A 16,599-nucleotide genomic window follows, 5' to 3' on the forward strand; every position below is an offset into this window, starting at 1 on the left:
ATAATATGCATTATTTAGAACTATTAGAGAGAGCACACAATGGTGAAAAGATTGAAAAAGAACAATGGGATGTAGAGTACATAGTAATCAAGACAATGGAGTTAGTCTCAAAATATGAATTGAAATTTGATAACAATACAATTATTCCAACAGATGATACTCTTATAGAAAATACATTTAAAGCAGCGAAAGAATTGATATCAGAGATTGGTGTATATTACTTGTCAGAAGGTAGACGAATATATCTTACTGAAGAAGAAATAGATGAAGCATTGAAAAATGCTAAACAAGAGATTCTAATGGGAGAAGGAAAAGATGCTGTAACATTATATGCAAGAAAACCAGAAGATACAAGATATCCACTAGTTTGGGCTGGAAATCCAGGATGTCCAACTCCAGAAGATATTTTCAAGCCAACAGTAAAAAGCTGGGCGAAGGAAGAGGTTGTTGATCTTATCACATGTGGTTCATTAACTACAGTAGATGGCTATCCAGTAAGAAAACACGAAGCTTCCGAAATATTGGCAGTTAGAAGAGAACTAGATTTATTGCGTAGTGCTACAAGAGAAGTTGGTCGTCCAGGAATGGGTATGTTAGCAGCAGAAAGTGCAGTTTCAGAAATAGGTGATTTGGCTGCTATTGGTTCTGACCGTTTAAGACCATGTGATAGTCACTTGACAGTTATGCTTAATGAATTGGTTATTGATAGAGATAATATGGTTCGTACTGCAAGCAGTATAGATTATGGCATGAGAAATGCAGGACTTACTTGTACAATGGTTGGTGGATTAGGTGGAGATGCAGCAGGTTCAGCTCTCTTGATGATTGCATCTATTATGGCAGCTAATATCTTATGTAGAGCTGATTACCATCTTTGCCATCCAATTGACTTAAGACATGTTGCAACTTCAACTCGTGGAAGTATGTATGTACATAGTATGGCTTGTCAAGCTTATGCAAATCATGCACCAAATATTATATTCTGTGACATATATCCAAAAAGTGGAGCCTTAACAAAAGAACTATTATATGAGGTAGCAGCTAATGCTATTACAGCAACTGTTTCTGGAGGGCATCTAGAAGGTGTTGGTGCTGCTGACGGATTAGTTCCTCATGGTACTGGCTTAGAAGTGAGATTGATGGGCGAAGTAGGACGTGCAGTTGTGGATAATAGATTAACTCGTGAAACAGCCAATGAAATAGTATTGAAATTATTAGATAAATATGAGCATGTATTTAGTTTAGAAGGTGGAAATCCAGGTAAACCATTTAACGAAGCATATGATGTGGAAAAAATTGAACCAGTAGAAGAATGGGTCAACATGTATGAAGAAGTCAAGAAAGAATTAAATGAAATGGGACTTAATATTTAATTTTTCTATAAAGTCATTACAATAACATGAAAAGGAGACTACAAAGTGAAAGAGAGAAAATTACCTTTATTTAGAAGTGGTGACATTGGTGGTATTGCCTATACTTTAGCAGGTAATATAGTTAACTACATCATTGTAATTGGTGTGTTGCTATATGTATTTGAATGGCCTGAGTATCTAGTATTCGGAAGAGTTATTCCAGGTATGTCCATTGGACTTATGGGTTCAGGTTTCTATTATGCATGGATGGCCAACAGACTGGCAAAAAATGAAGGACGTTCAGATGTAACAGCACTTCCTTCAGGTGTATCTACTCCAGCAATGTTTGTTTACTTATGGGGAGTCATAGCCCCTCTCAACTATGCTATCGGTGATCCTGAGAAAGTATGGATGGTAGCAGTTGCGGCAACATTTTTAGGAGGAGTAATCGAAGCTTTAGGTAGTTTTGTTGGACCATGGCTAAGGAAGTTCTTACCACGTGCAGCTTTACTTGGAACTGTTGGTGGTATTGCTCTAGTATGGATGATTAACAAAGGATTCTATGATGTATATGCTGATCCAATCCTGGGAATGCCTGTATTAATAATTGCCATCATTGGACTAATTGGTGGATTTGTATTTCCTAAAAAGATACCTGCGTTACTTGTAGCTGTTGTTGGCGGTATACTGTATGCTATTGTATTAGGTCGTGTAAAACCAGATGTAAGTGGTTTTGGATTTACTCTTACCAATCCTGTAGATGGAGTAAAGGCAGTTATAAATGGAATGAAGCTTATAGGGCCATATCTTGCAGTTATTATACCTATTCAAATATATAACTTCATCGAGACAATGGATAATGTTGAATCTGCAATAGCGGCAGGTGATAAATATAATGTCCGTGAAGCTCAGATTGCCGATGGTTCAATGACTATGTTATCAGCTATTTTTGGTGGTGTTATTCCTAACACTGTATGGCTTGGTCATCCTGGACTAAAAAAAGGTAAAGCAGGTTCTGGATATTCTTGGATATCAGGTCTTGTATTAGGAGCTGCTGGGATCTTTGGAGCCTATGCATTCATTAATTCTATAATGCCCCCTGTAATTGCAGCAATTACATTTGTATGGTGTTCAATAACTATTATCGTACAGGCATTTAGAGAAGCTAGACCATTCAGACATGGTGCAGCAGTTGTTGTTGCATTTATACCACATATTGCTGATTACATATATACTGAAGTAACATTAGCATTATCCTCCCAGGGTATTTATGAAGTTACACCAGATATTGCCTCAGCTCTGACCAATGAAGGGGTCATGTGGGCAGGTGTAACAGAACTAAAATATGGAGCTATATTGACTGGTATGTTATGGGCGGCAATCACTGCGTTCATTATTGATAAACGCTTGGATAAAGCCGGTTATGTTGGATTAGTGGCAGCTGCATTGGCTCTTGTAGGTTTTATTCATTCGCCATCCTTGGGAATAAGCTTAAACCCTTATTTCTACGGTTATCTAATAATGGGTATCATATGTATTGTACTCAATCTATTTAAAGGGAGTTTCACTGTGCCTGATGACTATGACTATATTTAATAATTAAGAATTACATAAATGACTATAATTAACATAAGAAGACTTGGAAATAAAATCTCCAAGTCTTTTTATTATGTAATAAATCAGTAGGATACAATTGCTTTTTAAGGTAAGTGAAATTGATAGATATATTTATAGAATTATAAATGGAACTAAGTCATATTTTATTAATTCCTTGAATATAAGGTATATTCATAAAGAACAATATATATGAATATATTATATTACTAGGACAAGGAGGAGATTTATATGTTAAGAGGATTCAGAAAGTTTTTATGCCTATTATGTGCTATATCCTTGCTTGCAATACCTACACATAATGTTACATATGCAAAAGACAATACGAACTTTTATGTTGGGACAGGTATTTACGATATCACAGGACCAGCCGCAGAAGTAGTCATGATGGGTTATGCCAGTAATGAACAAATAACGGAAGGGATTCATCTTAGGCTTCGGTCAAGGGCATTTATAGTTGCTGATAATACCAATAATAAGAGAACTGTGTTTGTTAGTGCAGATTTGGGACAACTGTTTCAGGGAGTCAAACAGGGTGTAATGAGGAAATTGCAGGAGACATATGGTGATTTATATAGAGATGAAAACGTTATGTTAAGTGCTACTCATACTCATTGTGGTCCAGCAGGTCATTCTCATTATGCTTTATATAATATTTCAGCATATGGTTACATTGAAGAAAATTATGATTGTATAGTAGATGGTATATATAATTCTATAGTAAGAGCTCATAATAATCTTGAACCAGGTTATATTGAGATTAATTCTTCTACTCTTAATGGGACAAGTATCAATAGGTCTATAGTAGCTTATAACAACAATGATGAAGATGAGAGAAATATCTTTACAGATGATATTGATAGGGATATGGTAATGCTTAATTTCAAAAACAATAATGGAGACTTATTAGGAATAATAAACTGGTTCCCAATACATCCAACATCAATGGGTAATACAAATCATTATATATCCAGTGATAATAAAGGATATGCATCATATTTATATGAAAAAACTATGGGTACTGATTATATGGCAGATAAAACATTTGTAGCCGCATTTGCCCAAAGTGATTGTGGTGATATATCTCCTAATATTCATGGCGGAGAACAAGGATATGGAGATAATGATTTTGAAAGTACGAAATTTGCAGGAGAACAGCAATACTTGAAGGGACTTGAACTAAGTAATTCTGCAAATACTATTGTAAGTGGTGACATTGATTATAGACATAAATACATAGATTTTTCCAACATAAGTGTAGCTCCAGAATATACTAGTTATAAGTGCAATAGTGAACTACCAACTGAAATAACAGAATCAGACCATAAGTTGACCTATGATGCTGCTATAGGATATTCATTTGCTTGTGGAGCAGAGGATGGTCCTAGTAATATAGATATGTTCCATGAGGGAATGACTACAGATGATTATCCAATAGATGAGGGATGCAACCTAGTAAAGACTGCTCAACATTTTTTGAATATAATTCCGGAAATCAATACTGTCAATGGATTAAAATATCCAGAACTATGGGAACAGCACTATCCAAAACCAATACTTTTTGCCACTGGAAAAGGAGAACCTTATCCTTGGACTCCAGAAATATTGCCTATACAGATTATTAAAATAGGTCAATTAGTATTAGTGGCAGTACCAGCTGAATTTACCTCTATGTCTGGTAGAAGGCTAAAAAGAATTGTCAAGCAGACTATGGACAAAGACTCTGATATAGACCATACCGTTGTTTTAGCAGGACTCTCCAATGCCTATAGTGGTTACGTAGCTACTCAGGAAGAATATGATGTGCAACATTACGAAGGAGCATCTACTCATTTTGGAAAATGGACATTGCCAAGTTATTTACAGGAATTCCACAAAATAACTAAAGATATGAAAAATAATGTTGCCACTGAACCAGGTCCTACACCTAGAGATTTGAAAGACGAACAAATGTGTTTTCAAACAGGAGTTGTTCTTGATAATGTTCCTATAGGTAAGGATTTTGGAGAAGTTGAAGAAGACGTAAACTCTTCTTACAACATTGGTGATAATGTATCTGTTTCCTTCTGGACTGGTCATCCCAAGAATGATCTAAAAACTCAATCCACTTATCTAGAAGTACAAAAAAGAGTTGATAATCAATGGGTAACAATCGCTAATGATTGGGATTGGGAAACTAAATACAGATGGATAAGAAAAGATCCAGTATGGGGTAGCTCTCTAGGAAAAGTAGAATGGACAATACCTAACGATACCATGCCAGGAACATATAGAATTCTTCATCATGGTGCATATAAAAATGGATGGACAGGTGATATCATACACTTTGATGGATTATCAAGTGAATTTCAAATAAATTAATTGGTAAATAAGTAATTGAAAATGGGGCTGCAATCATGGATGATACAGCCTCATTTCCCTTTTATGTTTTATTATAAATATTAATGTTTTAATCAGGGGTAGTTTCTGTAGTAGGTGGGCGATAAATTCCTGCACAGTATGTCTTATCTCCGCCCCAATCAAACTGTGTTTTTCGATCGGATTGTTTAATTATTTGTAGCATATCCAGTCCAACATTGTCAGGGTCCTTGGTATCAGTTAAATTGTCAATGTAAAACACTATATATTCATCCTCATCAGTGCTGACAAAGTTCAGAGTTCTAAGTTCTATTTCTCTTTCATCTCCATCTTTGGAATCAGAACCTTCTCTAGCACTTTCTATTGATATTATGTCACCTTTATAAAAATCCATCAAATATTCTATATCCTCATCAATATTATCAGCTTCTTTTAATGCATTTGAAGAGAACATAGCTTTTAATGCCTCTGAATCTTTATTATTTAATGCTTCAATAATTTCATCAAAACGTGTCTCGGATATTTTGGCATCATCTCTGGAGTATGTTTTATAAAAAAGACTACAGGATGATAAGACTAAAGTAAGTAGTGTGATTATTGTAAATAACAGTAATTTATTTTTATTAATCATTTTTTCTCCTTTCTAATGGTTTTGCTTCCCATTTATATTCTGCTCGCATAGAGTCTTGATAAAATGTCCACATAGAATTATCTTGATGTATATTATAAAAACTTTTCCACATATCTGGATTATCTGAAAAATCTATTGTTGCTTTAACCGTAAGATCATCAGCTTTGATATTTTGAATATCAGGATTGAATCCAGTTATCCACCAGTTATCATCTTCAGGCTTCCAATCAAAAATCTTTTTATTATTACGGTCTTTTAATGACAAAGTCATAGGTAGGGCCAAATCTTTATCTATTAACCAATGAGGTCCACCACCATAATATATTCCTACTTCAGCACCTGCACCAAGGTTAAGATAATCACCTTTCCAAAACCATAATCTATATTCTTCATTATTATCACAGGTAAAATCAAAAATTTTTGTATCCATACTTGTAGCACAATCAAAAACATAGTCATAGATAGCATTATATCCTACATATTTTTGGCTTTGTAATAATGCATCCTGTTTAGCATGATATATCCCATCTATTCTTTCAAATCCTGCTAAATCAAAGGCTTCTGGAAACCAGCCATTCTGTGTAGCGTAAGTAAAAGCTTGATAAGGTATTGAATATGGATAAGTATCTTTGAAAAAATATACTGTTTCCCTAGTAACATCAGGAATATGATCTAATACACTAACAGCATTCTCTACTTTAGTCAATATCCATTCAGGAGGTTTGACGGTATAATCATCAAAGAAAGCTGGAAAATCATTAAAGTAGTCATATATATTGAGGCTTAGAGCATCAAAAGAATTTGTAATTAGACCATTATCTTTTAGATTATCAAACCCAATCATACGTAAAGCTTGAAAAGTAGCTTTATCCACTATACCTGTTATATCAATGTTTATTCCTTTTCCACTAATATATTGTTGTATTTGTTTAATTCTATCTGCAAAGTATGATTGATAATCTTCTATGCTATGGCCAAGCCATTTAAAAATAGGTTGATTGTTAATACGAGTACCGTTGTTATCAAAGAAATCTTTTAAATGTTTTATGCTGCTGGTTAATTGATTGCAAATATCTTTAAACCATTTATGTAAAATACTGAAACCAGATATAGCATCTTCCTTGGAGTGTTTTACTGCTGTACCAACTGAATTAGTATTTATTTCTAATAATCCATTTAGAAGATTTTGTATTTGCTTCTCACCATTACTATATTCAGTTATTGCTTCATTAATAATTTTACTTGTGTTGTAAGTATGTTCAATGAGATTTTGAAACTCATTTAGTAAAGAATTAAGTTCATTATTTATATTATCTCTTCTAACAATGTCGGTGTCAATAGAATTGCTAATTATTTTGAATTTATTAAATATATAGTCTGCTCTTTCAGCTAATTTTATTATGTCATCTTCTTTTTTGGATAAATCTTTCAAATTGTATTTTGTGTTTTCCATAATTAACTCCTTTCATTTTTAAAACATTATATACATATAATTTAAAAAATTTCAATAACTCCTGACGAACGACATGATTTATAGGATAGAATGCATAATTAATGACATATTATATGTATGTAATTATAAATGAATGAATTAATTTTCGTGGTAATTATAGTTAATGATCAAATATCATATTGACAAATTGGGCATAAATTAGTATTATAATAATAAGTAAATAAACTTTACTAACTATATATAACAAGGAGATTATTTATGACTAGAGCAGGCAATCAATCTATGGTGAAAAAGAATAATCAGAAGGCGATAGTTAAGTATTTAATGGAGAATGGAGCTGCTTCTAGAGCTGATTTAGCTAAAGTACTTGAAGTAAGTAAGCCAACCATATCAAAAAATACTAATGAATTAATCGAGTATGGCATTCTTATCGAAGAAGGAAAAGGAGATAATGAACTGGGTAAAAAGTCTATTCTAGTTAATTTCAATAAAGACCATAAATACGTGTTAGGTATAGATATATCAAAAAGACGATTCAAGATTGCTCTAGGTGATTTGTTATGTAATATAAAATATACCTTAGACATTGAGTATAATCACCCAGATGACATAGATTGTATAACTTTTATTGAGGATTTTATACATAATAATAATATAAATAAATCAGATATATATTGTATAGGGATTTCCTATCCAGGAATTATCAGCAATGGAGCATTTCCTAATATATTATCTGAAAAGGTTAATCAAATTAAATTACAAAAATTAACTAATGCTATAGATAAAGTTTTTGATTCCAAAATAATAATTAAGAATGATATCAACCTAGCTATCATAGGAGAGAGAATAATTACAGGATTAATGGATATTAATAATCATTTGTATATAAGTGTGGATGTAGGGATTGGTGCAGGACTTATTATAGGTGGAAAACTATACGAAGGAGATAGAAATGGAGCAGGTGAAATAGGATTCACAGTTCCTAATATACATGTGGATGGAAAGTACGTTAATATTGAGGAAGTTGCTTCCAAAACAGGTATTATAAAAATCATAAAAAAAGACTTCAATAATATAACTGAAAGTAAATTATATAAATTATGTGATGGTAATATGGATAATATATCAATAAATAAATTTGCACAAGCACTGAAACAAAAAGATGTATATTGCCAGAATCTTATGGACAAAGTATCTAAATACTTAGGAATAACTATAGCCAATATCACATCTCTATTAGATATAGAAAATGTTGTTATTGGCGGGGATATACCTAACTTGGATGAATCAATTTTAATTAGGATTAATGAAGTAGTATCTAACTTAGTTCCATTCCATACATCAGTTGATATTGCAAAAGCAAAAGATTCCAGTTTGGTGGGAGCAGTTAAAATAGCTATGGAGCAAACTATAGAAGATATTTTGAATTAGATAACAATATGACATTAATGTTATATTCAGTATAAAAATTAACTTATTAAAAAAAGGTAAAGCTTAACATCATACAAGAAAGGATGATTTCATGAAATGTATTTTCAATGGAAAAATATTAAACAATGGAAAGTTTGTAAATGATAAAGTAATTTTATTTGATGAAACAATAAATAAAATTATTGATGAAAGTCAATTAGATAATGAAACCATTGATGAAAAGATTGATGCAAAAGGTAAGTTTATTGTTCCTGGATTTATTGATGTACACATACATGGTTATAAAGGTCATGATACTATGGATGGTGATATTGATACACTAAGGATTATTAGTAAAAGTATACCTGAAAATGGTGTCACATCATTTTTACCTACAACTATGACAATGGATGTTCCTGCTATAAGAAAAGCACTTGATACTATCAAGACTCTTATGGAAGAAAAGACTTATGGTGCAGAAGTATTAGGAACACATCTAGAAGGACCTTTTATAAGTGAAAAATATAAGGGAGCTCAATCAGAAGAGTTTATAAAAGAGCCAGATGGAGAAGTAATACAAGGTTATGAAGACATCATAAAAATAATTACTATTGCACCAGAAGTAAATGGTTCCCTAGATTTTATAGAAAAATATACTAAAGAATATGGTATAAGATTTTCTATAGGACATTCAGCTGCTTCATATGATGAAGCAATGGCAGGAATTGAAAAAGGAATATGCTCATGTACACATTTCTTCAATGCAATGACAGGTCTTCATCACAGGAATCCAGGTGTAGTTGGAGCGGTTATGAATTCTGACATAAGATGTGAATTAATTGCAGATACTATACATGTTAATCCAGCATTATTCAACCTAATCGCACGTGTCAAAGGCATGGATAAAGTATTATTGATAACTGATGCTATGATGGGAGCAGGACTTAGCGATGGGGAATATAGTCTTGGGGGACAAAAAGTATTTTTAGAAAAGGGTAAATGTATGTTAACTAATGGTACTATTGCAGGTAGCTCACTTAAATTAAATAAAGCTATCTATAATTTTACAAAACACTCAGATTACTCATTGGAAAAAGTTATAGAATCAGCAACTATCAACCAAGCAAAATATATTGGTGTGGAAGATAGAAAAGGTACTTTAGATATTGGTAAGGATGCTGATATTACGATTATTGATGACAAACTAGATATATACTATACAATTGGGAAAGGGAAGACATTATATGAAAAATCAAATTAGAGGTATGAGAATTATTGTATCAAATACATACGAAGAAATGAGCAAGAAAGCTGCAACACTAGTAGCTTCACAAGTTAATCTAAAACCAAACAGTATATTAGGATTAGCAACAGGTGGAACTCCAGTTGGTATGTATAGAGAGTTAGTTAAGATGTACCAAGAAGATGAAGTGGATTTTAGCGGGGTTAAGACCTTCAATCTTGATGAATATTATCCTATAGATAAGACTAATGACCAAAGTTATTATTATTACATGAAAGACAACCTTTTCAATCATGTGAATATTGATGAAGAGAATATTAACATTCCTAATGGAAAAGCAGAAGATATAGAAACAGAATGTTACGAGTATGATAAAAATATTTATAATTCTGGCGGAATTGATTTACAAGTGTTAGGTATTGGAACAAATGGACATATTGGTTTCAATGAGCCTGATGTAACATTTGAATCTGGTACACATAAAGTAACACTTGATGATGAAACAATAAAAGCTAATTCAAGATTCTTTGATTCAATTGAAGAAGTACCAAAAGAGGCTATTAGTATGGGAATGAAAACTATAATGCAATCCAAAAAAATAGTTCTCCTAGCAAATGGCGAAGCAAAGGCTAAGATTATAGAAAAAATGCTATTTGGAGAAATTTCTCCTAACGTACCTGCTTCTATTTTACAATTACATCCTCATGTAATAGTTATACTTGACAAAGAAGCAGCAAAATATATTGAAGATAAAGTAAATTAAAAGGAGAAGCTATGAATCAATATAATGTTAAGATTATTACTGATAAAGACATTGATTGGGATAATGTAGATGAATTGACTATTGATAATTACCCATGGTATGAAAGTGGACTCAAACAAGCTACACATGTTAAAACTGTCATACATAATAGATGTATTGAGATAAAAGCTTTATGCGAAGATATTCATAGTTACAGTAAAGAAACAAAATTAAATGGAGATGTTTACCTAGACAGCTGTTTTGAATTTTTTGTTACTCCAGAAGATAATCTAGGTGGAGGATACTACAATATGGAAATGAATTGCTGTGGTGTACTTCATCTAAGCTACAAAAGTGAAAAAGGTGAAAAAGTATTTTGTACCAAGGAGCAAAGAGATAGGATTACTATAATTCCTTCAATCAAAACTATAACAAAAGAAGAATCAAGTGATGACAAGTCATGGGAACTATCAATAATACTGCCGATAGAAGTATTAGAAGAAATGAGCGGTAAGGAAATTAGTTACGATAAGGGATGCTGGTATGGTAATTTCTATAGATGTGGAGGTTTAACCGAGCCACAGTATGCTGCATGGAATAACATAGACTTCGAATATCCTAATTTTCATGTACCTAACCAGTTTGGAAAATTAATTATTAGTTAACACCACCCAAATTGATATATATATTTTTGAGGAGGACACGTATCATTGTGTTCTCTTTTTCCTTTACAAATATTATACAGGTACACTTATCTTTATAAGTCATATAACATATTGGGTACTGATTATTATTTTTTAAAATTGCTTAAAGCAATGCTAGTTATAATAAATTTTCATGCTTTTGCAGTGCCTATAGAGTCATAATTGACATTACTGCCAATATTTGCTAATATCAACGTATAAAATTAAATATAAGGGGACTAGAATAAGATGAAGAAAAAAGTAAGTACATCAATAGTTACTAGTATTTTACTAATATTTTTACTTGGTTTTTCAATTAACGCAGAAGAAAATACTACTGTCTCAGCCGTGGGGAGACTTGGTAATACAAGTATGAATGCAATTAATTATAGTAGAATAGCTTATGAAAATGGAGTAATCTATACTTCGGTAGAACGTAATAATAATTATGCTTTATATAAACATATACTTAATACAGGAGTAACAGAGAAGATAACTGATAATAATATATATGGACTTAATATATTAGATGGGGTTATTTATGGGTACATAAATTATGCAGGTGATGAGAAGAATAAATCTGGAATATATAAAATCAACACTAAAAATAACGAACTAACTCTTTTATACGAGACTGAGGATATTTATAATCTATTGGTTGTAGAAGATATGATATATTTTTTAAGTGATAATGAATATGGAGATACAAGTTTTTGTAGTGTTAAAGTAGATGGCAGTGATGCAAGAAGTATTATTGATAAACAGATTATATCATTTACAGTATATAAAGATGAAATATATGTTTTATCAAATGATGGGTTACAAAAGATGATTAAAACAGATGATGAAATAGTATTTGCAGATATATCTAAGAATTTGGACACTAAGTATAATTCAAAATTCACCATTATGGATAATTATATTTATATAATGGCTAATGGCTATAATGATAACAAACAAGCAGGCATATATAAAATATCTCTAGATAAAGGGAATAAAGCAGAACTTATCCCAGATACAGTAGAAGCCTACGAATTTGACGTAACAAAAGACTATATAATCTATCTAAATGGTTATGATGAAGTGGTTAGAGTACCATTGAATGGACAAGAAAAAGAAAAAATATTTCAAGCATACGAAGTGATTCAACTATCAAGCTTTCAAGATTCTATCTACCTGTTGACTTATGAAAATATTGACGATACATTCAATGATCAGTTATGGAAAATTGATTTAGATGGTTCTAACGAAAATATGATTTATCCAGGATTTGACAAAGACTACAATAAGATAAAAGACATATTAACAAAAACTACAAAAGTCATGAACAATCTGAAAAGATATGATATGAAAGTATCAATAGTAGATGATAGAAAAGATGAAGAGGTTGTTAATACATATAATCTTGATTATAGTATAGACCAAACGAATAAAATCATCAGTGAGAAATATAATCTGAAATCAAAAAGTGAAGACAACAAACCTACTAATTATTATTACAGTGAATGGGTTGACGATAAACTAATATATATTTCTGAAGATAATAGCCCTTGGAGATTTTTGCAGCATTCTGAACTAGAAGAATCTACAGAAAAAGATCTTTTTGATATATATAATTTTATTGATAATGGATGTGATTTGAGCAGTAAACTAAAACTTACTGAAGATAGTAAACAATACATATTACAAGGAAAAAGTTCTTTCAGTAGACAGTTTGATAAATTTGAGGATAATTACTGGTTGCAATTCTGGACTAGTGACTTTTATGACTTAGATACATTTGATTATTCCATATATATCAATAAAACAAACTACAAGATTGAAAAAGTTGTAATAGAGCATAAAGAGTATGATATTGATAATGAAGTAACAAGAGAATTCAAATTAGAAATGGTTAATAAGTTCAATCTGACTAATAAGCTTGTAATACCTAATAGCATTTTTGAGTCTCTTAAAAAATTACAACAAGCCACTACTTACTTAGAGAAGGCAAAAAAAGCTATTGAAGAAGAAAAATATGAACAAGCCATCAAATATTCTGACATAGCATTAAAATTACACAGTAAAGCTATCTATGCTTACGGACAAAAAGCATATGCATTGTATAAACAAGGTAAACAAGAAGAAGCATTAGAACAATTGGAAATGTTTTTAGAGCAACGTTTGAATGAAGATAGTAATGGTGTATATTTTCTACTAGCTGAGATATATAATGAACAAGCAGATTACGAATCAGCATCAAAATGTATATATCGTATCGACTGGAGTACACTTGACTCAGAAGAGGATTTAGATAGATATATTAACTATTTACTCATAGCCAGTAAAACATTCATTGGTTCAAAAGATAATGATGAAGCGTTATCATATGTCAATGAAGCACTTTTGCTTGATGAAAATAATAATCTAGCAAAATCTCATAAAATGGCTATTTTATTGAATGAGACTAAATATAAAGAATTATTGGATTATACTAATGAGCAATTAGAGAATGAAGATTTACAGGATCAAAGATATATCTATTATTATAAAGGCAAATCCAATCTTATGTTAGATAACAAAGATGAAGCCATCAAAGCATACAAAAAAGCTTTACGATGTAAAGAAGAAATAATAGATGATTCAGCTCTTTATTTTGATATGGGCTTATATTATACCCTAGTAGGTAAATACAATGTAGCTAGGATATATTCAAATAAAATAGATAAAGAATATAACATATACAAACTAATACTTGATATGGCAATCGAAGAAAGTGAGAAGCCTATTTCTGTTAAGGTTGGTGAATTTGTACTTGATAACTATTTATATCTAAATAATACAGATGTGGCAAGTTTGACTAAGCAGTTCATGAAAAACGATAATGCTACACTAGATGATATCAATGACTATATTGAAAGTATTAAACAAGATGATGATAAATTCACATTCTTCTATAAGGTAGAAAAAAATGAAGAAGGAGAAAATGAAGAAGAAGTAACATATAAGCAAATTGATGGTTCTACAGAATATATCAAAGTAAGCAGCTTTTTAAACCAAACCAGCAGCAAGTTCATAAATTATATCGAAGGAATAGAAAAACCTTATAAAAAGACACTAATAATCGATTTAAGAGGTAATGGTGGAGGACTTATCTCTGCTGCTACTGAAATGCTAGATGTTCTATTACCAGATTGTTCACCATGCTATTTGGTAGATAGAGACGGGAAAACATCAAATATTGAATCAGACTATTATAGAGTTCCATTCAAATCAATCAAAATATTAGTTGACAATGATTCCGCAAGTGCATCTGAATTACTAGCACTAGGGCTTAAAAAGTTCTTAGGCAATGTACAGATATTAGGAAAAACAACTTACGGAAAAGGTGTAGGACAGCAGATATACGTAGACAATAACGGCGAATTCGTACTATACCTAGTAAGCTTTTACTGGAATATCTTAGAAGAAAACATAAATGATGTTGGAATTAAACCAGATGTAATTGTTGAAGGAACTGAGTTAAAAGACTTCTTGAAAGTTATTAAAGAAACAAATTAATAACATTATAATTTTAAATGGGGCTAACCTGAAAACAAAATACCTCTGAAGTTTAATTTGAATGAATCTATATTAATATGATGTATTTAAAGCCTTAAATTGATTGCCAAGAGATAAGAATCTTTTTTAAAACTCTTGGCAATTGTTCTAGAAGGTGGCTAAACTTCCCATTACAGACAATGTAATCTAATTGCTTAATCCATTTTCCATAAAATCAATATAATGTAAATAGTATTCTTTTATAATATGATTATTTTTACTGCATATCTCAATGCCTTGAGAATGAACATAATCTAAAAAAATTGGAAGCATATAGGTTACTATTGAAACAACGAATTCTTCAGGGAAGTCTTTTCTTATGATACCTTTTTCTATGTTATTTTTTATTAGATTAACGTAATACTCGTTTGTTGTATATTCCATCTTTTTATATACTTTTTTCTTTATACTTTCATTAGTACCTTTCCTTGCCTGAATACAAAATAAGGCAAATTTAGGATAAGCTAAAGAGAAATCCAGTGACTTATCAATTTGCTGTCTTAGTAAAGAAAAAATTGAATCTGCCTTAGGTTGCTTTTGCAGCTTTTCTCTATCATTGAAAAATTTTATTTTTTCATCTAGTATTAAATCTACAATATAAAAATAGAGCTGTTCTTTATTTTTAAAATAATGATAAAATACACCTTTACTAGTTTTTGATTCTTTTATAATCATATTAATAGATACATGGTCATAATCATTATGACAAAATGCCTCTAATGCCACTTGAACAATATCATCTTTCCTCATAACTATTCTCCTCTATAATTCCACATTTTTATTGTCAATAATAAAAATAATGCTGCATTCCCTTTATTAATGGCTCCTGGTGTTAGATATACAAAAAGGCTAGGAATAAGTTTTAAACCAATCATGCCAACAATTAAGAATACTAAAGGATTTAAAAAAGCTGTCCAGCGCTTTAATTGTGTTTTGCCTCTTATTATATGTACAAACAAAATACTAGGTGCAATGAACCAAGTTAAAATATAATGAATCAAGAATACTGGAAAAATTGTTTTGGTAATTTCCCCTTCTATAAGTAGCTTCATTAATTCATTAGTGAATCCATTGGTTATACCAAATTTATAGATAATGGCATTCATGCTCATTAAACCATGAATTAAAGGTGATCCCATGATAACCCCATAAGAAAATAATATAAAAATTATTAAAGCTATTGTTTTATTACTCTTGCTTAATATTTTATATAAAAGCCAAAATCCTAGTATATAAAGAGGTATGAGAAAAGCACAGAGATAAATAGATGTAGAGAACCTCCAATGAGGCATGTTCACCCAGTTCGTTTCTATAATTGAATCAGTAGAAACACCATATTCACTATTAAATTCCAGTATGAAATCAGCAAAAGAAATAAGTAATGCAGCAATAAATGAACTTATTCCCATAAAACGATATAGATATCTTTTGTTGTTGATAAAACTTGTTAAACTCATAAAATCATCTCCTTTATCACAATTAGACCAACAGGTCTAGACTACATAGTCTATTTTACTGTAACTAATTTTTTTTG

Annotated in this window: 12 protein-coding genes; 8 read left to right on the forward strand and 4 right to left on the reverse strand. The window is 31.1% G+C overall.

The features are described 5' to 3' along the window. The first annotated feature begins 5 nt into the window (after nucleotides 1-5). From AACQ14_RS10610 to AACQ14_RS10620, 3 genes are all read left to right on the forward strand, one after another. Nucleotides 6-1,373 carry a monomethylamine:corrinoid methyltransferase gene (locus tag AACQ14_RS10610; RefSeq protein WP_339363559.1) on the forward strand — a complete coding sequence of 456 codons (1,368 nt, stop codon included), beginning with the start codon at nucleotides 6-8 and terminating at the stop codon, nucleotides 1,371-1,373. A gap of 45 nt (nucleotides 1,374-1,418) precedes the next feature. Beyond that, entirely contained in the window at nucleotides 1,419-2,948 is a 1,530-nt protein-coding gene (locus AACQ14_RS10615; protein WP_339363560.1) for a xanthine/uracil/vitamin C permease, read from the forward strand. A 249-nt stretch (nucleotides 2,949-3,197) separates the two neighbouring features. After that, the gene (locus AACQ14_RS10620) at nucleotides 3,198-5,327 is read left to right on the forward strand and encodes a neutral/alkaline ceramidase (RefSeq protein ID WP_339363561.1); all 2,130 of its coding nucleotides are present in this window, start codon (nucleotides 3,198-3,200) and stop codon (nucleotides 5,325-5,327) included. A gap of 88 nt (nucleotides 5,328-5,415) precedes the next feature. Here AACQ14_RS10620 and AACQ14_RS10625 read toward each other — a convergent pair whose 3' ends face one another. Then, complete coding sequence (locus AACQ14_RS10625; RefSeq protein ID WP_339363562.1) at nucleotides 5,416-5,955, reverse strand: DUF5104 domain-containing protein; 540 nt, start codon at nucleotides 5,953-5,955, stop codon at nucleotides 5,416-5,418. Continuing rightward, the gene (locus tag AACQ14_RS10630) at nucleotides 5,948-7,408 is read right to left on the reverse strand and encodes a hypothetical protein (RefSeq protein ID WP_339363563.1); all 1,461 of its coding nucleotides are present in this window, start codon (nucleotides 7,406-7,408) and stop codon (nucleotides 5,948-5,950) included. Before AACQ14_RS10630 ends, AACQ14_RS10625 begins: the two co-directional genes overlap by 8 nt. A gap of 258 nt (nucleotides 7,409-7,666) precedes the next feature. On the opposite strand from AACQ14_RS10630, the gene AACQ14_RS10635 reads away from it, so the two are divergent. From AACQ14_RS10635 to AACQ14_RS10655, 5 genes are all read left to right on the forward strand, one after another. Continuing rightward, the gene (locus tag AACQ14_RS10635; protein WP_339363564.1) at nucleotides 7,667-8,839 is read left to right on the forward strand and encodes an ROK family transcriptional regulator; all 1,173 of its coding nucleotides are present in this window, start codon (nucleotides 7,667-7,669) and stop codon (nucleotides 8,837-8,839) included. Between the two features lie 91 nt (nucleotides 8,840-8,930). Further along, nucleotides 8,931-10,079, forward strand: a complete 1,149-nt coding sequence (nagA, locus tag AACQ14_RS10640; protein ID WP_339363566.1) for an N-acetylglucosamine-6-phosphate deacetylase — start codon at nucleotides 8,931-8,933, stop codon at nucleotides 10,077-10,079. Between the two features lie 4 nt (nucleotides 10,080-10,083). After that, nucleotides 10,084-10,824, forward strand: a complete 741-nt coding sequence (nagB, locus tag AACQ14_RS10645; protein ID WP_339363626.1) for a glucosamine-6-phosphate deaminase — start codon at nucleotides 10,084-10,086, stop codon at nucleotides 10,822-10,824. Nucleotides 10,825-10,835: 11 nt separating this feature from the next. Continuing rightward, nucleotides 10,836-11,468, forward strand: coding sequence for a carbohydrate-binding family 9-like protein (locus AACQ14_RS10650; RefSeq protein WP_339363567.1), 633 nt, complete (start codon nucleotides 10,836-10,838; stop codon nucleotides 11,466-11,468). Nucleotides 11,469-11,735: 267 nt separating this feature from the next. After that, nucleotides 11,736-15,026 carry a S41 family peptidase gene (locus tag AACQ14_RS10655; protein ID WP_339363568.1) on the forward strand — a complete coding sequence of 1,097 codons (3,291 nt, stop codon included), beginning with the start codon at nucleotides 11,736-11,738 and terminating at the stop codon, nucleotides 15,024-15,026. Between the two features lie 186 nt (nucleotides 15,027-15,212). On the opposite strand, the gene AACQ14_RS10660 is transcribed toward AACQ14_RS10655, so the two are convergent. Both AACQ14_RS10660 and AACQ14_RS10665 read right to left on the reverse strand, forming a co-directional pair. Continuing rightward, nucleotides 15,213-15,815: a TetR/AcrR family transcriptional regulator gene (locus tag AACQ14_RS10660; RefSeq protein WP_339363569.1), complete on the reverse strand. Its 603-nt coding sequence runs from the start codon at nucleotides 15,813-15,815 to the stop codon at nucleotides 15,213-15,215. A 2-nt stretch (nucleotides 15,816-15,817) separates the two neighbouring features. Continuing rightward, nucleotides 15,818-16,522, reverse strand: coding sequence for a DUF6796 family protein (locus AACQ14_RS10665; RefSeq protein ID WP_339363570.1), 705 nt, complete (start codon nucleotides 16,520-16,522; stop codon nucleotides 15,818-15,820). Nucleotides 16,523-16,599 lie beyond the last annotated feature (77 nt).

Source organism: Vallitalea maricola (genome assembly GCF_036985595.1).
Lineage (GTDB): Bacteria > Bacillota > Clostridia > Lachnospirales > Vallitaleaceae > Vallitalea > Vallitalea maricola.